We start from the raw sequence: 23,383 nt of genomic DNA on the forward strand, positions 1-23,383 counted from the left end.
ATTCCTCACCCGACTCACCCGGCAAGCCCGCGCCGCCGCAGCACCAGCTGGATCACCCGCGCAACCTCCGCCTGGTCCACGCCTGTGAAGCGGTGCAGCTCCGCCAGCTCCGGCTCGAGCCGGCGTGCAGAGGTCTGATCCAGCTCACCGCCCCCGAGCTCGAGCAGCGCCCTCACATACCCCTCGTGCGCCCGCCGCACCAGACCCGCCGCCCCCGGCGTGCTCATGAGCCGTGCCTCCGCCTCACGCCTCACCGCACGCGGCAGCTCGAACACCGGCTGGGTTGGATCCTCACTCCGCCCCACCCGCCGCACGAGCCCAGCCTGCCCGAGCCGCTCCAGCTGCTCTGCAAGGCGCAGGTCCGCCACCGACGCGTGCGGATCCTCCCCCCGCCGTGCCAGTGCAGCCGCCGCCCCGCTCATCGCCCGCATCGCCCGCACCGACCACCGTCCCGCAAACACCGACGCCCGCAGCAGCACCGCCAGGTTCGCCGGCTGCTGCACATCCACCGCCCACGCGGCAACAGCCTGCAGCACGCGCTCCGCGCTGAACGCCGCCAGATCAGTCACACCGGCCATCGCCGCCCGCTGCCGCAGCTGCGCCTCGAACTGCGAGGGCGTCATCGTCCCCGCCAGCCCCGCCGCCAGCTCCACCGCCTGCGGGCTGCCCCGGAGCACCGCGCACACCCGTGCCGTCTCCTGCGGGCGCTCACGCCACGCGCCCGCCTCAGGGCCCGCCACGCGCTCCAGGAAGTGCGCCGCCGTCGCCCCGGGCGCCGCATCCTCCATGGGCATGACGACCACCACCTCTTCGCCAGGAATGTGCAGCGCCCGCGACCCACCGCACAGCACCCGCAGGTTGGGGCACGCCCGCAGCAGCCCCTCGACCACCGGTGCAAGGTCCGGCCCCGCGTCATCGATCACCAGCAGCACATCGCGCGTGCCAATCCGCTCGATCAGCTCCTGCTCGACCCCGCCGCCCCGCCCGCGCACGTTCATCGCGAGCGCGATCAATACCGTCGCCACGGACGGAGCGCACCCCGCCGGCACAGGCACCCACCACGCCCCGCCCGCAGTGATGTCCCGCACCGACCACGCCGCCGCGTGCAGCACGCTGCTCACCCCGCTCCCGCTCGGCCCAGCAACCGTGACGATCCGCCGGCTCTTGAGTGCACCCGCGACACGCTGAACCAGCGCCCCGCGCCCGATCAGCGCCCGCCGCGGCTGCTCCACATTCCCCAGTTCCCTCGGCATCACTCCGTCGGACGCCCCGCCCGCCCGCGACGCGACAAATACCCGCCCCCCCGACAACTCCCGCAGCGAGTCCTCGATCAGCCCCACCGCCTCCTTCATCGACACCGCCCGCTCCGCCGCGCTCTTCTTGAGGCACGTCTGCACCAACCGCAGCACCCGCCCCGGCGTCCCCCGCGGCAGGGCCGCGTACTCCGGCTCCCCCAAGATCGTCAGCGCGATCGTGTCCGCCAGCGTCTCACCGCCAAACGCCGCCCGGCGGGCCAGCAACTCGTACAGCACGCACCCCAGCGACCACACGTCGCTCGCCGGCGTGATCACGTGCCCCCGCGCCTGCTCCGGCGACATGTACCCCGGGGTTCCCAGCAGGAACGCCGGCACTGTGCTCCGCGGGCTCACCTTCTGCACCAGCGTCGCCGCGAGCGGGTCCACCGCAATGTCCTGCTGCCCCGCCTTGGCGATGCCGAAGTCCAGCACCTTCACCATGCCGTCCGCACGCACCTTCACGTTCGCGGGCTTGAGGTCCCGGTGCACCACGCCCCGCGCGTGCGCCTCTCCTAACCCCAGCGCGATCTGGCGCGTGATCTCCAGCGCCTCCTCCACCCCCGGCGGGCTCACCCGCACCCGCTCGCTGAGCGTCGGCCCCTCTGCCAGCTCCAGCACGAGGTACGTCCCCGCCTCGTCGCTCTCGATGCCGTAGATGCCCGCGATGTTGGGGTGGTTGATGGCCGCGAGGGTGCGGGCCTCACCCTCGAACCGCGTCCGCCACAGCACGTCGCCCGCGTACTCAGCCGGCAGGCTCTTGATCGCCACCGCCCGCCCGAGCTTCGTGTCTACCGCGCGGTACACCACGCCCATGCCGCCACGCCCGAGCTCGTGCTCGACCGCGTAGTGCGCGATGGTCTTCAGTTCGCTCACGCCCGCCCGCCCCCCGGGCCTGCATCCCCGCCATTCGCAACCACGCTGTTCTGCCCGTGCGCCAGGTGCCTTCCATGCCGCACGGCGTACCACGCGATGCACGCCCCCACCCCCGCCAGCAGTGCCGACGTGTAGTACGGCGCACCCGCCTCCCACTTCTGCGGCGTCTCATAGTTCGTGATTGCGTACTTGAAGATCGTCCCCCCCAGCGGCGGCCCGATGATCGCCGCGACGCTGTTGAGCGCCGTGATCGCGCCCTGCGTCGCCCCCTGCTCGTCCGGCCGCACCGTCTTGGTGATCATCGCCTGGATCGCCGGCTGCGAGATCCCCGCGAAGCACGCGTAGCTGATAATCAGGAAGATCATCCACCCCTCGGTCACCGTGCCGTACCCCAGGTACGCCAGCACCGAGATGCACACGCCCGTCATCAGCGTCCGCCGCTCGCCCACCTTCGCGATGATCCTGCCCGCCACCACGCCCTGCACGAAGAACGTGGCCACCCCCACCGCGAACAGCGAGTACCCCACGTTCCGCTCCGTCCACCCGTAGCGGTACCCCGTGTACAGCACCCACGTCACGTGCAGCAGGAACTGTGCGAGGCTCAGGAAGAACAGCGACAGCGCCAGCTCCGTGACCAGCGGGTACTTCAGCAGCGCGTTGAACGCCCCGATCGGGTTCGCCCGCCCCCACCGCAGCGGCGCCCGCCGCTCCCGCGGCAGCGACTCAGGCACGACAAACAGCCCGTACATGCAGTTCAGCATCGTCAGCGCACCCGCCACGTAGAACGGGTAGCGGATGTTGCCCGTCATCTCGATGCCGAACCAGTCCAGCACGGGCAGCGTGTGGTGCGGGTCCCCCACCACGCCCCCGATCAGCGGCCCGAAGATGAACCCCAGCCCGAACGACGCCATCATCATCCCGAACGACGCCCCCCGCTTCTCCGGCGGCGTCACATCCGCCAGGTACGCGCTCGCCACCGTCACGCTCGCCCCCGACGCCCCGCTGATGAACCGCGTGATGTACAGCCACGCCAGCGTCGGCGCGAACGCCGACGCGAAGTAGTCGATCCCCGACCCCAGCAGCGCCACCAGCAGAACCGGCCGCCGCCCGAAGCGGTCCGACAGCACGCCCATGAACGACGAGAACAGGAACGCACCCACCGCGAACAGGGCCCCGAACGTGCCCACCTTCGCCGCCGCGTCCGCCTCGCTCAGGTTCCCGCCCAGCTCCTGGATCAGCCGCGGCGACACCGGAATCAGCAGCCCGATGCCCATCGCATCGAGCATCACTGTCAGCATGATGAACCAGATGCTCGCCCGCCTCGCCGCCAATCTCAGCTCCTCCAGGGGAGCCAGAGGATACAACCCCGAAAGAACATCTCGCGGCCACTTCCGACTTCCCACTTCCCACTTCCGACTTACCCTCCCCCTATGCACTTCGACCTCGTCGACCGCGTGCTCGAGCAATCCCCCGACCGCATCGTCACTTTGAAACTCGTCACCGGGGCGGAGGAGTACCTCCAGGACCACTTCCCCACCTTCCCCGTCCTCCCCGGCGTCCTCATGCTCGAGTCGCTCGTCCAGGCCGCCCAGCGCCTGCTGAAGGACCGCACCTCCACCCCGCTCGTGCTCGGCAAGGTCCGCGCCCTCAAGTACGGCCGCTTCGTCAAGCCCGGCAGCACCCTCCGCGTCGAGGTCTCCCTCCACAAGTCCAACGACGACGGCACCTTCGACCTCAAGGGCGAGGCCACCCTCCTCGACCCCCAGTCCCCCGAACAGCCCACCGCCGTCTCCGGCCGCTTTGTGCTCCGCCCCGTTTCCGTCGCCGGGTAACCAGCCACGCTCAAGGGCTCCCGATGTTCCATCCCTTCTTCAAAGAGGGCATTCTGGGCTGGCCCTTCAACGACCTTGAACGCGCCCTCGAGGCCGGTCTCACGGACCCCGCACGAATGCCGGCGTTCTGGGGACTGTTCCTGCAAAGCAAGGTCCTTGCCCTCGCCAAGAACGAAGTGCCCGAATCTGGGACAGGTTCCATCCTGGCGGTCTTCACCGCCCCGGAGGGCCACGCGGCCATCATCGCTTTCACCTCCCCTCAGGTGGCCCAGGCGACCATCCTCGAACCTACGCCAATGAGCGAGATCAGCCTTCCCACCCTGCTCGAATACCTCGGCGAAACCTCAATCGTTCTGAACCCCAGCGGCCCCTACGGCAAGGAGTTCCTCGCCGCCGAGCTCCGCGCCGGCAGGCAGGGCGTCACCCGCACCGGCCGCGACGGCATTCATGTCGCCCCGGGTACGCAGGTGTTTTTCGGGGCCCTCGCGGAAGACCCGCTCGAGTTGATTGAGGCCGTCACCTCCGTCTGCCGCGCCGATGAGACCATCCACTCGGTTTTTATCAGCGGCGTCTGCGTTCCCGCGGCCGGCGACACGGCCGCGCACCCGCTCATCGGCATCGATGCCCACGACTTCGCCGCGGCCAAGGCTCGCATCTCGCGGGCCATGGGCGGCTGGACTTCCCGCGAGAACAAGCCTGTCGACTTCATCAACATGCGTGAGGCGGGCACCTTCGCCGACCACCTTAAGAAGGACGGGAAGCGGATCTACAAGAAGCGGGGCTGGCTGGGCAGCCTGCTCGGGTGACCCCGCCGGCCCGCCTAAAGCACCTGCGCCGCAACACATACAGCCGTCAACCGCGCCGCACGTCCAAGTTTGTGCCAACTCACTTGGCCGCGTCTATCATGCTCTTTCCGCCGCATACACGTTGGGGACTGAAGCACGATGACGCAAGACGAGGTCTTCCAGAAGGTTCGCACGGTGCTCATGGACGCTCTGGCCGTGGACGAGGACGAGGTCACCATGGACGCCGTCCTCACCAAGGACCTGGGCGCCGAGTCGATCGACTTCCTCGACATCGTCTTCAAGCTTGAGCAGGCCTTCGGCATCAAGATCAGCCAGGGCGAGCTCTTCCCCGACAACGTCGCCCAGGACCCTAAGTACGTCCAGAACGGCAAGGTGACCCCCGAGGGCGTCGCCGCCCTCAAGGCCCGCATGCCCCACGTCAACTTCTCGAAGTTCGAGCAGGACCCGCAGCTCGGCAACGTCGCCAACGTCTTCACCGTCGAGGCCCTCGTCAAGTTCGTGCAGGGCAAGCTGAAGGCGTAAAGGTTCAAATCGCAAGTGGTCAAAGGGCAATGAAGCCCGCGGCGCTCCTCTGATTTGCCCTTTGCCCATTTGCCCTTTGCGAATTTCTCCCCATGCGCTGGATGTGGATCGACAGAGTCGTCCTGCTTGAGCCCCGCCAGAAGATGGTCGCGCTCAAGAACATCTCCATGGCCGAGGAGCACCTGCACGACCTGCCCCACGGCGGATCAAGCCCCCTGATGCCCGCCAGCCTCATCATCGAGGGCATGGCCCAGACCGCCGGCATCCTCGTCGGCCACGCCAACAACTTCCGCGAGAAGGTCGCCCTCGCCAAGATCAGCAAGGCCGAGCTGAACGAGGACGCCCCGCCCGGCTACACCCTCCGCTACACCGCCACCATCCAGCACCTCGATGCGCTGGGCGCCTCCACCACCGGCACCGTCGAGCTGCTCGACCCCGCCACCGGCCACGCCCGCGCCATCGGCGCCATCGACCTCATGTTCAGCCACCTCGACCACAACCTCGCCGGCGCCGAGTTCCCGCAGCACAACTTCGTCTTCAGCGGCCTCTTCAAAACCCTCCTCGAGACCAGCGGCGTCAAGCTCTCCTGATAGGACCTATAGGACCCATAGGACCTATACGACCTACTAGGATTGACCGTGACACCACCGGCACAAACTGATCTGTGGACCACGCGCCGCCTCCTCGCGTGGATGCAGGAAACCTTCGCCAAAAAACACCTCGACGCACCCCGCAAGCAGGCCGAGATGCTCCTCGAGCACGTCATCGGTTGCAAAACCCTCGAGCTCTACACCAACCCCGACCGCCCCGCCTCCCCCCTCGAGCGCGACACCCTCCGCAACCTCGTCCAGCGCGCCCTCAAGCACGAACCGATCCAATACCTCGTCGGCAAGGAACGCTTCTTCGGCCTCGAGCTCCTCGTCGACAAGCGCGTCCTCATCCCCCGCCCCGAAACGCAGACCATCGTCGAAGAGGTCCTCCAGCACCTCCGCGCCAACCATGGCCAGTCCGCCACCAAAGGCGACGGCCTCCTCCTCGCCGACATCTGCACCGGCTCCGGCGCCATCGCGATCGCCCTGCTCAAAAACCTCCCCGCCGCCCGCGTGGTCGCCACCGACCTCAGCAAGGACGCGCTCGAAGTGGCCCGCACCAACGCCACCCGCCACGGTGTCCTCGACCGCCTCGACCTCCTCGAAGGCGACCTGCTCGCGCCACTGCACGACCACCCCACCACCCGCGGCGTCGCCTCCCTCGATTACCTCGTCTCCAACCCCCCCTACATCCCCGACGAGGAATGGGCCGCTGTCGAGCCCAATGTGAAGGACTACGAGCCGCACCTCGCGCTCCGCTCCAGCCCCGACGGCCTCACCCACGTGCGCCGCCTGATCAACGACGCCCCGCGCCTGCTCAAACCGCAGGGCCTCATGCTCATCGAGGTCGCCGAATCACGGGCCGCGCAGGCCGCCGACCTCGCCCGCGCCCACCCCGACCTCACCGACGTCCGCACGCTCAAGGACCTCTTCAACAAACCCCGCGTCATTGTCGCGGCGAAGAAGTAGCAACGTGCCAGCGAGATGTCCTCACCTCGGTGGGGAGCCGCGCGGGAACTCAATCCACCGCGTTCTTGACTTTGTCCCCCGCGTTCTCCACCGCCTTGCCCGCGTCCTTCGCGGCCTTGTCGATGTTCTCCCCCGCCTTCTCCGCCGGCCCCTTCTTCTCGCACCCCGCAAGCACCACCGACGACGCGGCCGTCGCGAGCGCGACGATCACGCCAACGACAAACGCCTTCCGCGCAAACGCCGAGAGCGAAGCAGTCAGAGCACTGGGAATCGAAAGCGTGTCCATGATCTCCTCCGTAGCCGAACCACCGGCCGTTGCGGACTCTAGATGTACGACAAGCCCGCTCCAGCACCACCTTGATCCGCTTTCCATAAGCGAACTTTCATCGACCCTTTCACGCTGTTAGTGCTGACTACGACCGCACCTGCGATCACCCGGGCCCGCGCGGCCCCACCCGCGACCACTCGGCCCCGCACCACCCCCGGCCCAACCCCCGATTTGACGCCTACCCCCCGAATCTGCACCATACCGCTCCGGCCGCTCCGGCCGCCCTGCCTGGGGGTGCGTGTGCTCTGCCCGTTCTGCAACGCCAACGACGACAAGGTGATCGACAGCCGCAGCAGCGATGCCGGCAAGGTCATCCGTCGCCGGCGCGAGTGCCTCACCTGCCACCGACGCTTCACCACCTACGAACGCGTCGAGCAGACCGCACGCCTCACCGTCGTCAAACGCGACGGCTCCCGCGCCCCCTTCAACCGCGACAACATCATGCGCGGCGTCCAGGCCGCCTGCGGCAAGCGCCCCATCCCCGAGGACGTCAAGGAGAACCTCGTCTCCGACATCGAGGAAGAACTCCACCGCGACTTCGACCGCGAGGTCGAGAGCAGCATGATCGGCGAGCGCGTCATGGCCCGCCTCCGCGACATCGACGAGGTCGCCTACATCCGCTTCGCCAGCGAGTACTACAAGTTCCGCTCCGTCGACGAGCTCAAACAAACCCTCGAGCTCCTCGACGGCCGCATCAAGGACACCAAGGACCAAGGCAAGCTCTTCTGACTCGTATTGGGTACCCCGTCTCTCCGAGACGGGTGGCCAGCTCCCCAGCGTACGATCGGCAGGGATGACGCTGAACGTCCCCGGCGACATCATCGCACGATCTGGGCACACCACCATGGACCTATTGATCGAGCTCGCATGTCGCCTGTTCGACGCCGACAAGCTCGGGAAGAGTGCCGCGGCTCGACTCTGCGGGATGGAACGCACCGCCTTCGAATTCGAACTCGATCGTCGCGGCCTTCCTCTTTATCACGTGACGGACGAGGACTGGGAGCTTGACTGCAAGTTCCGCCGATAAGCCGACGAGCAGTCCGAGGCTCCTCCACTCCTCCACTCCTCCACTCCTCCACTCCTCCACTCCCCCACTCCTTCCCCCGCCCCCCATCCGGCATTAGGATTCCCCATGCGCACCGCCGCCCTCGCCCTCACCACCCTCGCGCTCCTCGGCTGCCAGTCCCCCCCGCCGCGCCAGCGTCCCCCCGCCCCCAGCACCCTCGGCGCCAGCACCCGCACGATCACCGTCCCCACGCGCCCCGCGCCCACCCTCGCCCAGGCACAGCAGCAGCAGGCCTTCCTCGCCGCCGCCGCCCTCGAGTCCAAGATTGGCATCGACGTCGAGCCCGTCTCCGGCGCCGCACCCGCGTGGTGGCCCATCGGCTCCACCGCCCAGGGCATCGGGCGTGGCCAGTCCCCCCTCATCGAAGCCGCGTACCAGTCCGCCGTCCGCCAGGCCCGCGGCACCAGCGCCACCGCCCCCGCCATCTCCAAAATCTCCTACGCCCGCCTCCCCGCCGGCGACTACATCGTGTGGGTCCAGTCCGCGACCGCCGCGGCCGCTGCCGCCCCCACCGCCCCGGCAACGCCTACGTCCATCGCCGCAGCTCCCACGCCCGAACCGCTCGCACCCGCCCCAACCAACGACCAACCCGCAACCACTCCAGCCGCGAACCCGACCACACCCGCAAACCCCGAGACACCTACGACCACCCCCGAGCCCCCACGCGACGGCCCCCCCAAGGTCCTCCCCCCCAGCCCCCCCAAAGACCCGCTCGCGCCCTCGTGGTTCAGCACCACCGCCCGCGAAGAGAACGGCCGCGTCTACATGAGCGCCTCCGCCGAAGCCGCCACCGTCCGCGAGGCCCCGCGCATGGCAATCGAGTCCGCCCGCGCCGCCCTCGCCGCGGCCATGAAGCAGGACGTTCCCGATGTGCACCCCGAAGCCACCTTCGTCACGCCCATCGAAGGCCGCTACCGCGCCTACGTCCTCGTCAGCACCCCGGGTACCATCCGCAAATAGTGCCGCGATCATGCCTCATGATCGTGCCCCCAATCGCAATCCTGCCTCCAATCGACCGACCTCCCACCACAGGTGACCTGAAATGGCCAACAAGGTGTTTGCAGACGCGAAGGCCGCCATGGCCGACCTCAGGGACAAAGGCATCCTCCGCGACGGCATGACCGTCATGGTCGGCGGCTTCGGCCTCTGCGGCATCCCCGAGACGCTCATCCTCGCCCTGCGCGACAGCGGCGTGAAGGGCCTCACCTGCATCAGCAACAACGCCGGTGTTGACGACTTCGGTCTGGGCCTGCTCCTCCAGACCCGCCAGATCAAGAAGATGATCTCCAGCTACGTCGGCGAGAACGCCACCTTCGAAAAGCAGTTCCTCTCCGGCGAGCTCGAGGTCGAGTTCAACCCCCAGGGCACCCTGGCCGAGCGCATCCGCGCCGGCGGCGCCGGAATCCCCGCCTTCTACACCGCGACCGGCGTCGGCACGCCCGTGGCCGAGGGCAAGGAGACCCGCACGTTCCTCCGCCCCCGCGAGGACACCGCCCTCCACAACCGCCCCGGCCAGCGCCCCTCATCAGCGCAGCCCCGCGAGTTCGTCATGGAGACCGGCCTCTTCGCCGACCTCGCCCTCGTCAAGGCCCACAAGGCCGACAGCTTCGGCAACCTCGTCTACCGCAAGACCGCCCGCAACTTCAACCCCATGATGGCCACCGCCGCCACCTTCACCATCGCCGAGGTCGAAGAGATCGCCCCCCTGGGCGCCCTCGACCCCGACACCATCCACACCCCAGGCAACTTCGTGAAGCGCGTCATCAAGTCCACCCCCCAGAAGCGCATCGAACAACGCACCATCCGCCCCTCGTGAGGACGGTTGGTTCTCGGTCCTCGCGACCCGATGACGGACGCCCGTCCCATTTTCAGCCGGGCGGGAACCGCGGCCCGATACAGCGCTCCCTGCCCGGCAACCACGCCGCCACACCACCGGGCAGACAGGGGCGTCCATGGAATACCGCGTCCGTCTCAACCTGCTCAGTACCGCCGTCGTCCTCGCCATCGGTATCGCCGCGAGCGTGATCACCAGCACCATTGTGGCGGCCCGCGCGTACCAGAGCCGAGTCCGCCAGCTCGCGAGCAACCAGCGCGAGATAACCGTCAAAGGCTCCGCCCGCGAGCGCGTCACCTCGGACATCGGCGTCTGGTCCATCTCCGTTTCTGAACGTTCCAAGGCCCTGGCCGACGGCTACACCGCCCTCGAGTCCAGCACCGCCAAAGTTCAGGCGTTCCTCGCTGAGCAAGGCTTCAGTGCCTCGGAGATCGCCCTCGCCTCTATCGAGACCGATCCCCATCATGCACGCGACGAGCGTGGCAACTCCAGTTGGGAAGTGGAGGCATACACGCTGTCGCGCGTCCTCACCGTGACCAGCCCCCAAGTCGCGCGTTTCCCCAAAGCCGAAGCCGAGGTCACCCGCCTGATGAAGGACGGCGTGAGCGTCCGCTCCTACGCACCGCGGTACTACTACTCCAGGATCGCCGATCTCAAAATCCAGATTCTCGGCAAGGCAGCGCAGGACGCGCACGCCCGCGCCCAGGAAATCGCGAAGAGCTCCGGCGGCCGCGTCGCCGATGTCCGCTCGGTGCAGATGGGCGTTCTTCAGATCACCGAGCCTCACTCAACCGAGGTGAGCTCCGCAGGCCTCTACGACACTTCCACCATCGAGAAAGACGTCACCGCCGTCGTCACGGTCGCCTACGGCCTCGAATCCTGAATAAAAAGGCCCGGCGCACCCGCGCCGGGCCCTCATCACATCAGCTCAACTGAACACTACCGCCGGCCGCCGCGCCCGCTCTTGCTGGTCTTCACCTTGCGGCCGATCATGTTGCGGTCCTCGCCGCGACCACGGTCATCATCCCCGTCGCGGTCGCTGCCCTTGTTCTCAGGCTTCTTGGTCTTCTGACCCGACACCTCATCCGCCACGAACTGCGTGTTCGTCAGCGTCCCGCGGGTCTCTACCCGCTGGATGCGGCTGGGGGTCATGAACACGTCGTCCGCGTTCCCGAAGTTTCCATCCGTCGGGTTCACGCCCGCGGCGAACGTGCTGTTCGTCGCCCCGCCGCGCAGCTCGATCTTCTTGATCGTGCCGCCCGCGTAGGTGTCGGCCGCCGCGCCCTCCCCGCCGAAACGGGCGTCGCTGCCAAGGTTCGCGCCGGCGATGATCGTCGACGCCGTCACCCCGCCGCGGATCTGCACGTGGTCGATGTTCCGCGCCGACACGGTGATCCCGCTCACGCCGCGGTCGCTCCGCAGCGTCTTGAGATTCCCGTTCACGCCCATCGCCCACCCGTCCATGATCGAGCGGGCGTACAGGTTCCCCACCTGCCCGGTGATGGTCCACGTGCCGCCGGTGATGTTCCGGATGCCCGCGTTCCACAGCGCCTTGCCGCCGCCGTTGTTCAGGATCAGGTCCGCCCCGAACGTGCCCGCCAGCAGCACGTGCACGCGGTCCGCGATCAGCTGATCCGGCGCCGACGTCTGGCTCGTCCAGCTGTTCACCTTGAACAGCGCGAACTCATCGTTGTGCGTGACGGTCACGTCCTTCAGCGAGTCCACGTTGAAGATGGTCCACGTGCCCTCGCCGCCGAAGGTGATGGCGCCGTTGGCGATGTCGTCGCCCTGGAAGTGCCTGATCTTCCCGGTGACCGTCACGTTGCCGTCAACGTCGGTGCGGTGCAGGTGGATGTGGCCAACGTCCCCGTTCACCACGATCCCGCCCAGCACCGGGTCGGCCGTGCTGCCGTCCCCGCGCTTCACCTTCACCACCGTGCGGTCGTTCGTCCCCGTCAGCGTCACGATCCACTCGCCGTTCTCCTGGCTCAGCGTGCCCGTGCCCGGCCCATCAAGCTTGAACACGGCCACCTGCCCGTCGGCCAGAGTCTTGGTCAGGGCCACGCGCTGACCATTCACCACCCCGAACACGTCAGCGGGCGGCGGAGGAGGCGGCGGAGGGGGCGGGGGCGGCGGCGGCGGAGGAGGAGGCGGGGGCGGCGGCTGCACTTCCCCGATCTGCAGTGTGTCCGTCGTCGCCGCCGCGTTGTTCGCCGCGTTGTCCCCCGCAGCATCAGGGATCTGCAGCGTCGCGATGATCATGTACTGCCCCGCCGGCACATCCGCCGTCGTCGGGCGCGCCCGCACCAGGTTGTACTCCACCACGTCGCTCGTGGTGTAGGTGCCTAGGAAGAACTGCCCGAGCTGGAAGTCCTCCGGCCCCGGCACATCATCCGCCGACAGCAGGAACTTCAGCTCCCCGCCGCTCTCGTACGTCACATCACCGACGTTCCGAACCGTGCCCGCCACGTGGATCAGCTCCGCCGGCGTCCCCGGGTCGGTGATCGTGATCGGGCTGATCGAAATCGCCAGATCCGCGGCCAGCATCGCCCGGCTCTCGAGCACATCCATCGGACTCGAAGGCTGCGCAAACATCCTCATCACAGATCTCCTGTAGACCGGCTTACCCAGCACACCGGGTGACCAAAAGCATAAACCCCCCTAGCTGGCTGCCAAGTGGTTTCTGACAGTCTGAGCGCAATATCACGGCGGGTAAGGCATCTCGCAGGGGGCGCACGACCGATCAATCCACAAACCCAAGGGTTCTGTCCGGGTGCCTCAACGACCTACTCTCGTGCCTCGTGCCACCGAGATGTCCTCATCTCGGTGCGCCCGTGCCACCGAGATGTCCTCATCTCGGTGCTTCCCCCCGGCACCTCCCGAGCCCCCCATGTTCCGCGACATCGAAAAGGTCCTGATCACCCGCGACAAGATCGCCGCCCGAGTCCACGACCTGGGCGCCCAGATCGCCCGCGACCTCCAGTCCGTGCTCGGCGACGACCACGACCACACCAACGAGGTCGTCCTCGTTTCCGTCCTCACCGGCTCGATCATCTTCGTCGCCGACCTCGTCCGCCAGCTCCCCCTCAAGCTCAGCATGGGCCTCGTCGCCGTCTCCAGCTACCCCGGCACCTCGATGGAGAGCAAGGGCGTGCACATGCGCTCCGAGCTCCCGCAGAACCTCACCGGCAAGCACGTCCTCGTCGTTGACGACATCCTCGACTCCGGCCAGACCCTCGACGTCCTCTCCCGCCTCATCCTCGAGCAGAAGCCCGCGTCCCTCCGCCTCGCCGTGCTCCTCCGCAAGCCCGGCAAGGCCAAGGTCCCCGTGCACGTCGACTACGTCGGCTTCGACATCCCCGACGAGTTCGTCGTCGGCTACGGCCTCGACTACGACGGCTTTTATCGGAACTACCCCGAGATCGCCACCCTCAGGCCCGAGGCCGTCGCACGCTCGCAGTCCTGACGTGCCACCGAGATGTCCTCACCTCGGTGGTCCCTGCATGTGACAGCGCCCACAACTCCCTGCCATACTCTCCGCGCCCGCATGCACCCCGCGTCCCAACCACCCAACCCGCCCACCGGCCTGCTCCGCCGCTACGTGCCCGAGGGCGAGCGCATCATCCTGTGGCTGCACCCTTCGCCCTGGTTCATCGTGCTCCGATCGTTCTGGGTGATCGCTGTGGTGATGCTCATCGTCGTCGGGATCCGCTACGGCGCCGGCGTCATCGACCTGCCCGTCGTTGTCGACTTCGCCGCGTGGATCGGAGCGGGCATCCTCGTGGCCGTCGTCGTCTGGCAGTCCCTCGAGTGGCTCAGCCGGCTGTACGTCCTCACGGACCGCCGCCTCATCGCCGTCGCCGGCGTCGTCCGCCAATCCATCTCCGACGTTCCACTCCGCAACGTCCGCAACCTCGTCATCGTCCGCTCCCTCGCCGACCGCCTCCTCGGCCTTGGAACCCTCGGCGCCGCCACCGCCGGCACCGCCAACTACGAGGTCGTCTGGGTCGAGCTCGAGAAACCCAACGACGTCATGCGCCTCGTCCGCAAGGCCGTTGATGATGTTGTCGGTCCTCAAGGTGGCACCGGTCTCCCGACCGCTGCTCCTCAAGGTGGCACCGGTCTCCCGACCGGTGCTCCCCCTCACCCCCTCATCCTCGGCCTCACCGGCGGCATCGGCGCCGGTAAGTCCGCCGTCGCCCGCCTCCTCGAGCAACGCAACTTCCTCCTCATCGATTCCGACAAGGACGCGAAAGAAGCCCTCGACCGCCCCGAGGTCCGCTCCCAGCTCGTCCAGTGGTGGGGGGACAGAGTCCTCACCCCCGAAGGCACCGCCAACCGCAAGGCCATCGCCGAGATCATCTTCTCCGACCCCGCCCAGCGCGCCCGCCTCGAAGCCCTCATCCACCCCCTCGTCAAAGCCGACCGCGCCCAAGTCATCGCTCGCGCCGCCCGTGAGCACCGCCGCGGCGTCGTCGTCGACGCCCCACTCCTCTTTGAAGCCGGCTCCGACAAGGAGTGCGACTTCGTCCTCTTTATCGACGCCCCCCGCGACCAGCGCCTCGCCCGCGTCGCCTCCCGCGGCTGGGACGAGGCCGAGCTCACCCGCCGCGAAATCGCCCAACTTCCCCTAGAGGAGAAGCGCCGGCGCGCCGATACCACAATCGTCAACGATTCCACAATCGAGGCCCTTCAAGCCCGCGTGGACCTCGCCCTGAACGATCTCTTAGCCCGTCCGCGTCCTGCCCGGATTCCGGGAACTTGGCCGCACCCCGGGCAGTAGGCTATAGTGTCGCGACGGGGAAGAACGCCAGGCGCATCAGCACGGCGTCCACCCCAGTCTCCCAGAACCCAGCAAGTCAGCACGACAGTCCCGCCCGCCCAACGGGCCGGCGAACTCACGATCCTCGATCCCCATTTTGTTCCCCCGCCCCGTAACCGGGGCCGCACGCCGGCGGGCAACCGCCGCGACCCTCTGGGTTCACGCCCACCCCCACATACACACCCCGATTCACCTCGCCACCGCGGCGATCCGTTTGGAAGGGTTCAATGGCCAAGGCATCCAAGTCCATGAGCGAAGAAACCAAGACCGAGGGCGCCCCCCGCACCCGCCGCACCGCCGCAAAAAAGGAAGCTCCCGAAGCCGCGGCCCCCGCGCCCGCCCGCGAGCGTGAGCCCGCTCGCGAACCCGCTCGTGAGACCCCCGCCCCCCGCCAGGAGGCACCCGCTCCACAGCCTCAGCGCGAAGCGCCCTCGCAGCCCCCGCGCGACCAGGTGCAGCAGGCCCCGCGCGACCAAGGACAGCGTGATCAGGGCCAGCGCGAGCAGGGCAACCAGGGCCAGCGCGACTTCCGCGACCGCCCCGACTACCGCCAGAACGGCCCGCAACAGGGCCAAGGTCAGCAAGGCCAGCAGCAGGGCGACCGCCCCCAGCAGCAGGGCGACAACCGCTTCGACCAGCGCCGCGATAACCGCGACCAGCGCGACTTCCGCGACAACCGCGACCAGCGCGACAACCGCGACGGCGGCAACCAGCAGTTCCAGCCCAACCGCAACGGCCAGGGCGGCCCCGGCGGCCCCAGTGGTCAGGGCGGCGGCGGCAACTACCCCAACAACTACGACATGATGGACCGCGGCTTCCGCCGCAAGAAGAAGCGCCGCAAGGGCGGCATGGGCATGGGCGGCATGGGCGGCGGCGGTGGCCAGCCCGGCATGTCCCTCATGCACCAGGGCCAGCTCCACGCCTACCTCCCCAGCGACGAGGAGCTCGAGCGCGAGGCCGTCGAGCTCGAACGCGCCGTCAAGGCTGGCGAGGTCAAGCAGGGCGCGGCGGAATCCGTCTCCATCGCCGAGCTCCAGCAAATGACCCTTGAGGAGCTCCACAAGGTCGCCCACCGCGAGGGTTTCGCCGACGTCCAGTCCACCCCCCGCCAGGACCTCGTCTTCAAAATCTTGAAGGCCCGCGCCGCCCGTCAGGGCCTCATGTATGGCGAGGGCACCCTCGAGATCATGCAGGACGGCTTCGGCTTCCTCCGCTCCCCCGAGCAGTCCTACCTCCCCGGCCCCGACGACATCTACATCAGCCCCTCCATGATCCGCCGCTACGGCCTCCGCCGAGGCATGGTCGTCAAGGGCGTCGTCCGACCCCCCAAGGAGAACGAGCGCTACTTCGCCCTCCTCCGCGCCGACAAGATCAACGGCCGCGAGCCCCAGAAGGTCCACGACCTCCGCGGCTTCGAGGACCTCACGCCCCTCCACCCCGAGCAGCGCTACGTGCTCGAGACCGAGCCCAGCGAGATCGAGTGCCGCGTCATCGACCTCGTCACCCCCATCGGCAAGGGCCAGCGCATGCTGATCGTCGCCCCGCCCCGCACGGGCAAGACGGTCCTCATGCAGAAGATCACCAAGGCCATCACCCGCAACAACAAGGACGTCAAGATCATCGTCCTCCTCGTCGACGAGCGCCCCGAAGAAGTCACCGACTTCAAGCGCAACTGCGCCGCCTCCAACGTCGAGGTCGTCGCCTCCACCTTCGACGAGCAGTCCTCACGCCACGTGCAGGTCGCCGAGATGGTCATCGAGAAGGCCAAGCGCATGGTCGAGTTCGGCGACGACGTCGTCATCCTCCTCGACTCCATCACCCGCCTCGCCCGCGCCTACAACGCCGAGACCAGCCACTCCGGCAAGATCATGACCGGCGGCCTCGACAGCAACGCCCTCCAGCGCCCCAAGAAGTTCTTCGGCGCCGCCCGCGCCATCGAGCAGGGCGGCAGCCTCACCATCATCGGCACCGCCCTGGTCGACACCGGCTCCAAGATGGACGAGGTCATCTTCGAGGAGTTCAAGGGCACCGGCAACGCCGAGCTCCACCTCGACCGCAAGCTCGTCGAGAAGCGCATCTGGCCCGCCATCGACGTCGCCGCCTCCGGCACCCGCCGCGAAGAGCTCCTCCTCGACCCCAAGGAGCTCGAGCTCGTCTACCGCCTCCGCAAGGTCCTCTCCGACATGAACGTCGTCGAGGCCATGGAGCTCCTCAAGACCCGCCTCAAGAAGGTCAAGACCAACGCCGAGTTCCTCGTCACGATGTCCCTCGGCTGATTCACTCCAGCATGTGTGGCATGCTCACCGCTCTGGGTGAGCATGTCTTTGATCGCCGTCGCTGACCCCGCCACCCCCGCCACCGAGATGCCCTCATCTCGGTGGCTGTCTTTTTGCAACCCACGCCCCCAGCCCTGGTATCACCCGCACCATGACCACCCCCCGCCTCCTCATCGCCGCCGCCCTCCTCGCCCTCTCTGCCACCGCCCTCGCCCAGCCCTGCACCCCCCACTTCGTCACCGGCTACAACACCGCCGCCTCTCTATCCGGCACCGTCACCGCCGCCACCACCTTCCGCGGCCAGCTCCTCGCCTCCGGCAACCTCCAGGTCGGCGGCATCACCACCCGCTTTGCCCGCTTCAACGGCCAGAGCTGGGAGGCCGTCCCCAACCTCACCGTCAACGGCGACGTCAACACCCTCGTCTCCCGCACCGAGAACGGCAACGAAGTCCTCTACATCGGCGGCACCTTCAGCACCGTCAACGCTCAGCCCTCCATCGGCATCGTCCGCTGGGACGGCAGCACGGTCACGCACTTCCCCGGTCTCTTCTCCCAGTCCGGCGGGGTCGCCGCCATCGAGTTCTTCGATAGCGGCGCTGGCCCCGAGATGCACATCGCCATGCGCAGCCTTGTCGCGAAGTGGAATGGAGCCGCCTGGACCAGCATCGGCGTCACCACCGGCAACTCCAACATCCGCGCCCTCCACACGTTCAACGACGGCTCCGGCACGAAGCTCTACGCCGCCGGTTACTTCACCTCCATCGCCGGCCAGCCCATCCACAGCATCGCCGCATGGGACGGCGCCACCTGGCACGCCGCCAACGCCGGCCTCCTCCCGCAGGAAGGCTTCCCCACCGACATCTACACCCTCACCGTTCACAACGACGGCGCCGGCCCCCGGCTCCACGCCGCGGGCTGCATCAACACCATCGCACGCAACTTCGGCGACACGGCCGTGGCCCGCCTCGAGGGCGGCACGTGGGTCTCCCTCCTCGCCGAAGATCAGACCAGCAACGCCCGCTCCGCCTCGAAGCTTCTCTCCACGGTCGAGAACGGCGCCCCCGTGCTCTACGCCGCCATGGGCTCACTCGTCGAAGACCCCACGCGCATCCGGAGGTTCTCCGGCGGCGTGTGGACCAACGTCGGCCAGCCGATCGCCACCTCGGTTGATCTGTCCACCGACGAGATCTCGGAACTCCTCATCGCCCCCATCAACGGCCAGAACACCCTCCTCGCCCTCGGCACCGTCGCCAACGGTGCCCTCCGCTGGACCGGCACCACCTGGTCCACCATCGAGTCCTGGAACTCGCTCCCGCCGCCACCCGCAGGCGCCCGCATCTACGCCGACCCCGCCGCCACCGACGGCGTCTACTACATCGACGGCGCTCCACGCAAGGGCAACACCTACCTCGACAGCACCGCGCCCGTCCCGCCCTCCCGCGGCCTCGCCCGCTTCTCCCGCGACTCTCAGAGCCTCCTCGTCTTCGCCAGCGAGACCCAGACCGCACTCCACGACGGCACCGCCTGGATCACGCTGCCCGCCGTGCCCGGCAACATTCAGACGCTCCGCGCCTCTCGCGACACCATCGGCCAGGGCGACACCGCCTTCCTCGTGACAGCCACCGACGCCGCCGCGCAGGTCTACAGGCTCGACGGCCTTCAGTGGTCCCCTGTCGGCCCTCCGATCGAAGCGAACACCTCCAGCTTCTTCCGCGCGGTTCAGACCTACAGCAGCGGGGCCGGCCCGGAGGTCTACGTCGGCGGCCGCATGGGCCCCGCCAATGCACGCCGCCTCGTCCGTCTCGCCGGCGACCAGTGGCTCGACGTCCCCGGCGTGGACGGCACGGTGTACGACCTCACGATCTTCGACGTCGGCGATGGCCCCGAGCTCATCATGGCAGGCGACTTCCTCGCCACAACCGGCCAGACGTCCGGCGGCGTCTCACGCTGGAACGGCGCCCGCATCGCCCCGATTGGCAGCGGAATCAGCGCGCCGGCGCGGGGATCGGCGTTCGCCGTATTCAATGACGGCTCGGGCCCAAGGCTCTTCATCGGCGTGGCGTCCGCCAGCCCCCCGCTCCGCTACTGGAACGGCTCCACCTGGGCCTCCCTCGGCGCCTTCAGCCCCGGCAGCAGCATCTCCGGCCTCGCCCCGATCATCGACGAGGACGGCAACCCCTCGCTCATGATCACCGGCACCTTCACCGCCGCCGGCGGCATCCCCGCCACCAACCTCGCCCAGTACACCGCCTGCCGCGCCACCTGCACCGCCGACTTCAACGGCGACGGCGACACCGGAACCGACCAGGACATCGAAGCCTTCTTCGCCTGCATCGGCGGCACCTGCTGCCCCACCTGCGGCAGCCCCGACTTCAACCACGACGGCGACACCGGAACCGACCAGGACATCGAGTCCTTCTTCCGAGTCCTCGGCGGCGGCACCTGCTGAAAGTGGCAAGCTCAGTGTGGCATGCTCACCGCTCGGGGTGAGCATGTCCTCAAACAGGAAGCCCGCGCGTCAGCAGAGGGCATCGCCGCGCCTCGCGGCGATCCGCTTCGCACCCATGCCACTGAACTCACCCTGCTGAACAGGAAGCCCGCGCGTCAGCAAGGGCATCGCCGCGCCTCGCGGCGATCCTCACCGAGCAGCAGCCAACGGTGCCACCAAGAAGTCCTCATCTCGGTGGCTCCTCTTCCACATCACACGACCCCCGCGCGCAACCCCCCTCCCTCCAACGCCTTCCACCCCATCGGCGACGTTTGTGCGCAAACTCGTGGTCATGCGCACTTTCCCCTTCCCTCCCACCACCGCCCAAGGTAGGGTTCCGTACGGCCACCCGCCCGGAGCCCACCCATGCCCACCACCCCCGCCGCGCACCTCCCCACATCCCAAATCCCAAATCCCAATCCCACATCCGAAATTTCCCCCTCCCCCGCCCCCCTCCTCCCCCTCGCCGCCCCCGACGAGTCCGCCCTCCTCGCCCTCATCCTCAACAACTTCGACATCTTCCAGGCCGCCAGCGACTGCCGGCAGACCCCCGCGTTCCTCATCGCCTTTTCCACCCGCCCAGATATCGCCGCCTACCTCGCCGCCTACCGCGCCCTCACCAACCTCGGCCTCGAGCGCAGCGCCCTCGACACCCTCTCACGCCTCTTGAGCCCGCCCCACAACGCCACCAAACAGCTCGATCACCACAAAGTCGAATCCCGCCGCAGCGCCACCACCATCCTGCGCGCAATCCGATCCCAGCAGGAACCCCGCGCGTCAGCAAGGGAGCCATCACGCCCCGCGCCGATCCCACCCACCACGCCCACCCGTGCCACCGAGATGTCCTCATCCCGTGCCACCGAGATGTCTTCATCTCGGTGCGCCCTCTCCCCACACGAGCCGCCCGCATCAACCGCGACGCGTGCCCCCGAGATGTCCCCTTCTCGGTGCGTTCACACCGCCCCGGCCACCACTCCCACCTCCCTCCACACCACCGCCGGCAAACTCCCCCCGAACCCCTCCCCTTCCTCTATCGTTAACCTTGCATCCCGTCCGATCCCCCGTGGGCCCTGAGGCCCCCGTTTCACCAGCCCAAGGGTCCCCCATGCACCGCGCCCACGTTCTCGCCCTCCTCTTCCTCGCCGGCACCGCCGCACACGCCCCCGCACAGCCCCCCGCCGCACCCCCCGCCGCTCCTCAAGCTCTGCAGGCCCGCTCCCCCCTCGGACCCTTCGTCTCCGGCGAGATCGCCCGCATCGCCCTCATGGACATCCGCGGCCTCAAGGACCCGCGACCCACTGACTACCAGGTCACCCTCGGCCTGCTTGGCCTGGCCCAATCCCTCGCCCCCGCCGACGAGGCCCTCGCCCGCCGCCGCGCCGAGGCCGCGTGGCAGGCCGGCGACGCCGACGCCCTCGCCGCTGCCACTTCCGACATCATCCGCCTCGACCCCAAGGACACCGTCGCCACCCTCCGCTACCTCACCACCCGCATCGGCGCGATGCAGACCGCCGACGAGCGCCTGGCCGCCTACGACCGCGCGGTGGCCGCGCAGTCGCTCGACGCCTCCATCCGCTCGCGCATGGCCCTGGATGCCGCCCTGCTCCTCAAAGAACGCGGCGACGACGCCGGCTTCGTCCAGCGCCTCAAGCAGGCTACCCAGCTCGACTCCACCAACAAGGAGGCCGCCCTCCTCGCCTTCACCTACTTCACCCAGCGCGTCACCGACCCCATGGGGCGCCTCGAGCTCGCCAGCAACCTCCTGCTCGCCGACCCCCTCGACGTCAAGAGCCACGAGCTCCTCCGCGCCGAGTTCGCCGCGCTCAACGCCTGGCGCGCCGCGGCCCGCTTCCACCGCGTCGCCACCGGCATCCACCAGGCCTCCGGCCTCCAGGACGAGACCCCGCTCCATATCACCGACGCCGCGCTCAAGTGGCGCGTCGATGGTGTCCGCGCCCTCCTCGACAGCATCAACAACACCCTCGCGGTCCAGCGTCAGCACTGGAAGGAGCTCGCCGACCGCCCCGGCGGCAGCTTCATCAAGGGCCCCGAGGACGTCCGCCTCGGCGAGCCCTTCGAAGAGATGCGCCTCGCCGCCGCCATCGCCTCGCAGCGCCCCAACGACATCCAGGCCTCTCTCACCGACATGACGGCCAACCTCCAGCGCCGCATCGAGCTCCTCCGCGACGTCACCCGCCGACCCGCCGACATGACCGCCGAGCAGGCCGCGGACGCCCTCACCACCGCCGCCTCCTCGCAGGCCCTTTGGCAGTGCCTCGCATCCGTCCTCGCCCCCGCCCAGCCCGCGCCCGCCGAAGGCGCCCAGCCACCCGCACCGGCCGCGCCCTACACCATCCCCGTCGAGGCCAGCTCCCCGCTCGTCAGCGGCTGGGCCGCGCTCCGCGACAAGAACTATGAGGCGGCCAAGACCAACTTCGCGCAGGCCGGCGACTCGCTCTGGGCCCAGCTCGGTCGCGCCATGCTCCTGTACAAGACCGTGAGCAACGGCGAGTCCGCCCGCGCCCTCTCCGATGTCTCGAGCGCCGCGCCGCTCACCGCGCTCGGCTCTCTCGCCGCGACCCTCGCCGCCGAGCAGCAGCTCAAGGACGGCGGCGGCCGCCCCGTGACTGACGCCAAACCCTTCGAGGACTTCGCCACCTCCATCCCGCCCTGGATCGACGACATGGCCAAGCGTCCGTGGGGCTTCCAGGCCATGCGCGTCGAGCCCGTCACGCCCGTGGCCGGCAACCTCCAGCCCATCAAGCTCCGCGTCCGCCTCAAGAACCTCTCGCCCATCCCCCTCGGCGTCGGCTCCTCCCGCACCATCAACACCCGCCTCCTCTTCGTCCCCTCCATGGCCAACAACGCCGGCGCGGCCCTCATGCTCGAGCCCGAGGTCATCGAGATCGATCGCCGCCTCCGCCTCATGCCCGGCGAAGAGCTGGTCTGCGAAGTCTGGCCCGAGGTCGGCATGGTCGGCTTCGCCGTGCAGCAGAACTCGCACTTCCCCAGCCGCATCCGCTGGCGCGTCATCCAGGGCTTCGAGGTCACCGGCCCCAGCCAGCGCCGCCCCGGCCTGGGATGCGTCGAGTCCCAGATCGACGCCGGCGTGCTCCACGAATCACTGCCCGAAGTCCGCATGAAGGGCGACGACCTCGTCAACGCCATCGCCACCGCGCCCGAGCAGTCCCTGCCCGCGCTCTTCGTCGCCGCGCGCATCCGCCTGCTCATCGGCGCCGACCCCGCGCTCGACCGCCTCGTTGACGCCATCGCCCGCCGCTACCCATCGCTCTCGCCCGAGGCCCGCATGCTCGCGATCGCCGCGCTGCCCTCCACCTTCCGGGTCCCGTCGATGAAAGAGCTCGACCGCGTCGTCGCCCTCGACAAGGACGCCCAGGTCCTCACCCTGGCCTCCGTCACCCGCATCACCAGCGCGACCGACCCCATCCTCGCCGCGGCCCTCGGCACCAACGACCCCACCGCCACCCGTGTCGCCAACGCGATGAAGGCCCGCTTCGACCGCAACCTCCAGCCCCAGGACACCGCCCCCAACATCGCCCCCGCCGTGCCGCCGGATCAGATGCCCAAACCCCAACCCCCCGCATCTAGTCCGCCACCAAACGGCCCCGCCACCACCAACCCCGCCCCCACGCCGAGATGATGGACTTCACCCAGGCACACG

At 68.6% G+C, this 23,383-nt stretch carries 20 protein-coding genes; 16 read left to right on the top strand and 4 right to left on the bottom strand.

What is annotated here, in order from left to right:
- Window positions 1-14: 14 nt before the first annotated feature.
- Together VD997_09950 and VD997_09955 are read right to left on the bottom strand one after the other, a co-directional pair.
- Window positions 15-2,168, bottom strand: coding sequence for a protein kinase (locus VD997_09950; GenBank protein HYE62308.1), 2,154 nt, complete (start codon window positions 2,166-2,168; stop codon window positions 15-17).
- Window positions 2,165-3,499: a TCR/Tet family MFS transporter gene (locus VD997_09955; GenBank protein HYE62309.1), complete on the bottom strand. Its 1,335-nt coding sequence runs from the start codon at window positions 3,497-3,499 to the stop codon at window positions 2,165-2,167. Before VD997_09955 ends, VD997_09950 begins: the two co-directional genes overlap by 4 nt.
- 99 nt (window positions 3,500-3,598) lie before the next feature.
- Here VD997_09955 and VD997_09960 point away from each other — a divergent pair, with 99 nt between their 5' ends.
- The 5 genes from VD997_09960 to prmC all read left to right on the top strand — a co-directional run bounded on the left by VD997_09960 (window position 3,599) and on the right by prmC (window position 6,887).
- Window positions 3,599-4,000, top strand: coding sequence for a hypothetical protein (locus VD997_09960; protein ID HYE62310.1), 402 nt, complete (start codon window positions 3,599-3,601; stop codon window positions 3,998-4,000).
- A 23-nt stretch (window positions 4,001-4,023) separates the two neighbouring features.
- On the top strand, window positions 4,024-4,806 hold the full coding sequence (locus tag VD997_09965) for an enhanced serine sensitivity protein SseB C-terminal domain-containing protein (GenBank protein ID HYE62311.1): 783 nt from the start codon (window positions 4,024-4,026) through the stop codon (window positions 4,804-4,806).
- 138 nt (window positions 4,807-4,944) lie between these two features.
- Window positions 4,945-5,328, top strand: a complete 384-nt coding sequence (locus VD997_09970; GenBank protein HYE62312.1) for an acyl carrier protein — start codon at window positions 4,945-4,947, stop codon at window positions 5,326-5,328.
- A gap of 101 nt (window positions 5,329-5,429) precedes the next feature.
- Window positions 5,430-5,918, top strand: a complete 489-nt coding sequence (locus VD997_09975; protein HYE62313.1) for a hypothetical protein — start codon at window positions 5,430-5,432, stop codon at window positions 5,916-5,918.
- A gap of 48 nt (window positions 5,919-5,966) precedes the next feature.
- The gene (gene prmC / locus VD997_09980; protein HYE62314.1) at window positions 5,967-6,887 is read left to right on the top strand and encodes a peptide chain release factor N(5)-glutamine methyltransferase; all 921 of its coding nucleotides are present in this window, start codon (window positions 5,967-5,969) and stop codon (window positions 6,885-6,887) included.
- 49 nt (window positions 6,888-6,936) lie between these two features.
- On the opposite strand, the gene VD997_09985 is transcribed toward prmC, so the two are convergent.
- On the bottom strand, window positions 6,937-7,173 hold the full coding sequence (locus VD997_09985; protein HYE62315.1) for a hypothetical protein: 237 nt from the start codon (window positions 7,171-7,173) through the stop codon (window positions 6,937-6,939).
- A gap of 282 nt (window positions 7,174-7,455) precedes the next feature.
- Between VD997_09985 and nrdR the strand changes: the two genes are divergently transcribed.
- The 5 genes from nrdR (at window position 7,456) to VD997_10010 (ending at window position 10,998) form a co-directional block, all read left to right on the top strand.
- The gene (nrdR, locus tag VD997_09990; GenBank protein HYE62316.1) at window positions 7,456-7,944 is read left to right on the top strand and encodes a transcriptional regulator NrdR; all 489 of its coding nucleotides are present in this window, start codon (window positions 7,456-7,458) and stop codon (window positions 7,942-7,944) included.
- A 64-nt stretch (window positions 7,945-8,008) separates the two neighbouring features.
- Window positions 8,009-8,242: a UPF0175 family protein gene (locus VD997_09995; GenBank protein ID HYE62317.1), complete on the top strand. Its 234-nt coding sequence runs from the start codon at window positions 8,009-8,011 to the stop codon at window positions 8,240-8,242.
- A 105-nt stretch (window positions 8,243-8,347) separates the two neighbouring features.
- Complete coding sequence (locus tag VD997_10000) at window positions 8,348-9,241, top strand: hypothetical protein (GenBank protein HYE62318.1); 894 nt, start codon at window positions 8,348-8,350, stop codon at window positions 9,239-9,241.
- 82 nt (window positions 9,242-9,323) lie between these two features.
- Window positions 9,324-10,097, top strand: coding sequence for a CoA transferase subunit A (locus VD997_10005; GenBank protein ID HYE62319.1), 774 nt, complete (start codon window positions 9,324-9,326; stop codon window positions 10,095-10,097).
- A gap of 136 nt (window positions 10,098-10,233) precedes the next feature.
- Window positions 10,234-10,998 (top strand): SIMPL domain-containing protein, encoded by a 765-nt coding sequence (locus VD997_10010; GenBank protein ID HYE62320.1) that lies wholly within the window; start codon window positions 10,234-10,236, stop codon window positions 10,996-10,998.
- Between the two features lie 56 nt (window positions 10,999-11,054).
- Here the strand turns inward: VD997_10010 and VD997_10015 are convergent, their stop codons facing one another.
- Window positions 11,055-12,716 (bottom strand): hypothetical protein, encoded by a 1,662-nt coding sequence (locus VD997_10015; GenBank protein ID HYE62321.1) that lies wholly within the window; start codon window positions 12,714-12,716, stop codon window positions 11,055-11,057.
- Window positions 12,717-13,005: 289 nt separating this feature from the next.
- Between VD997_10015 and hpt the strand changes: the two genes are divergently transcribed.
- From hpt to VD997_10045, 6 genes are all read left to right on the top strand, one after another.
- On the top strand, window positions 13,006-13,581 hold the full coding sequence (gene hpt, locus VD997_10020; GenBank protein HYE62322.1) for a hypoxanthine phosphoribosyltransferase: 576 nt from the start codon (window positions 13,006-13,008) through the stop codon (window positions 13,579-13,581).
- Between the two features lie 81 nt (window positions 13,582-13,662).
- Window positions 13,663-14,898, top strand: a complete 1,236-nt coding sequence (coaE, locus tag VD997_10025) for a dephospho-CoA kinase (GenBank protein ID HYE62323.1) — start codon at window positions 13,663-13,665, stop codon at window positions 14,896-14,898.
- A 938-nt stretch (window positions 14,899-15,836) separates the two neighbouring features.
- Window positions 15,837-17,213, top strand: coding sequence for a transcription termination factor Rho (gene rho / locus VD997_10030; GenBank protein HYE62324.1), 1,377 nt, complete (start codon window positions 15,837-15,839; stop codon window positions 17,211-17,213).
- A 151-nt stretch (window positions 17,214-17,364) separates the two neighbouring features.
- On the top strand, window positions 17,365-19,662 hold the full coding sequence (locus VD997_10035; protein ID HYE62325.1) for a hypothetical protein: 2,298 nt from the start codon (window positions 17,365-17,367) through the stop codon (window positions 19,660-19,662).
- 405 nt (window positions 19,663-20,067) lie between these two features.
- A complete protein-coding gene (locus VD997_10040; GenBank protein HYE62326.1) occupies window positions 20,068-20,775 on the top strand; it encodes a hypothetical protein in 708 nt (235 codons plus the stop codon).
- A gap of 31 nt (window positions 20,776-20,806) precedes the next feature.
- Complete coding sequence (locus VD997_10045) at window positions 20,807-23,362, top strand: hypothetical protein (protein HYE62327.1); 2,556 nt, start codon at window positions 20,807-20,809, stop codon at window positions 23,360-23,362.
- The last annotated feature ends 21 nt before the right edge of the window (window positions 23,363-23,383 follow it).

The organism is Phycisphaerales bacterium, assembly GCA_035627955.1.
Taxonomy (GTDB): domain Bacteria; phylum Planctomycetota; class Phycisphaerae; order Phycisphaerales; family UBA1924; genus JAEYTB01.

Excerpts from the sequence above, each read along its gene's own strand:
- VD997_09960 (HYE62310.1), top strand. The coding sequence starts at position 3,599 with ATGCACTTCGACCTCGTCGACCGCGTGCTCGAGCAATCCCCCGACCGC.
- VD997_09965 (HYE62311.1), top strand. The coding sequence starts at position 4,024 with ATGTTCCATCCCTTCTTCAAAGAGGGCATTCTGGGCTGGCCCTTCAAC.
- VD997_09970 (HYE62312.1), top strand. The coding sequence starts at position 4,945 with ATGACGCAAGACGAGGTCTTCCAGAAGGTTCGCACGGTGCTCATGGAC.
- VD997_09975 (HYE62313.1), top strand. The coding sequence starts at position 5,430 with ATGTGGATCGACAGAGTCGTCCTGCTTGAGCCCCGCCAGAAGATGGTC.
- VD997_09985 (HYE62315.1), bottom strand. The coding sequence starts at position 7,173 with ATGGACACGCTTTCGATTCCCAGTGCTCTGACTGCTTCGCTCTCGGCG.
- VD997_09995 (HYE62317.1), top strand. The coding sequence starts at position 8,009 with ATGACGCTGAACGTCCCCGGCGACATCATCGCACGATCTGGGCACACC.
- VD997_10000 (HYE62318.1), top strand. The coding sequence starts at position 8,348 with ATGCGCACCGCCGCCCTCGCCCTCACCACCCTCGCGCTCCTCGGCTGC.
- VD997_10005 (HYE62319.1), top strand. The coding sequence starts at position 9,324 with ATGGCCAACAAGGTGTTTGCAGACGCGAAGGCCGCCATGGCCGACCTC.
- VD997_10010 (HYE62320.1), top strand. The coding sequence starts at position 10,234 with ATGGAATACCGCGTCCGTCTCAACCTGCTCAGTACCGCCGTCGTCCTC.
- VD997_10015 (HYE62321.1), bottom strand. The coding sequence starts at position 12,716 with ATGAGGATGTTTGCGCAGCCTTCGAGTCCGATGGATGTGCTCGAGAGC.
- hpt (HYE62322.1), top strand. The coding sequence starts at position 13,006 with ATGTTCCGCGACATCGAAAAGGTCCTGATCACCCGCGACAAGATCGCC.
- coaE (HYE62323.1), top strand. The coding sequence starts at position 13,663 with ATGCACCCCGCGTCCCAACCACCCAACCCGCCCACCGGCCTGCTCCGC.
- rho (HYE62324.1), top strand. The coding sequence starts at position 15,837 with ATGCACCAGGGCCAGCTCCACGCCTACCTCCCCAGCGACGAGGAGCTC.
- VD997_10035 (HYE62325.1), top strand. The coding sequence starts at position 17,365 with ATGACCACCCCCCGCCTCCTCATCGCCGCCGCCCTCCTCGCCCTCTCT.
- VD997_10040 (HYE62326.1), top strand. The coding sequence starts at position 20,068 with ATGCCCACCACCCCCGCCGCGCACCTCCCCACATCCCAAATCCCAAAT.
- VD997_10045 (HYE62327.1), top strand. The coding sequence starts at position 20,807 with ATGCACCGCGCCCACGTTCTCGCCCTCCTCTTCCTCGCCGGCACCGCC.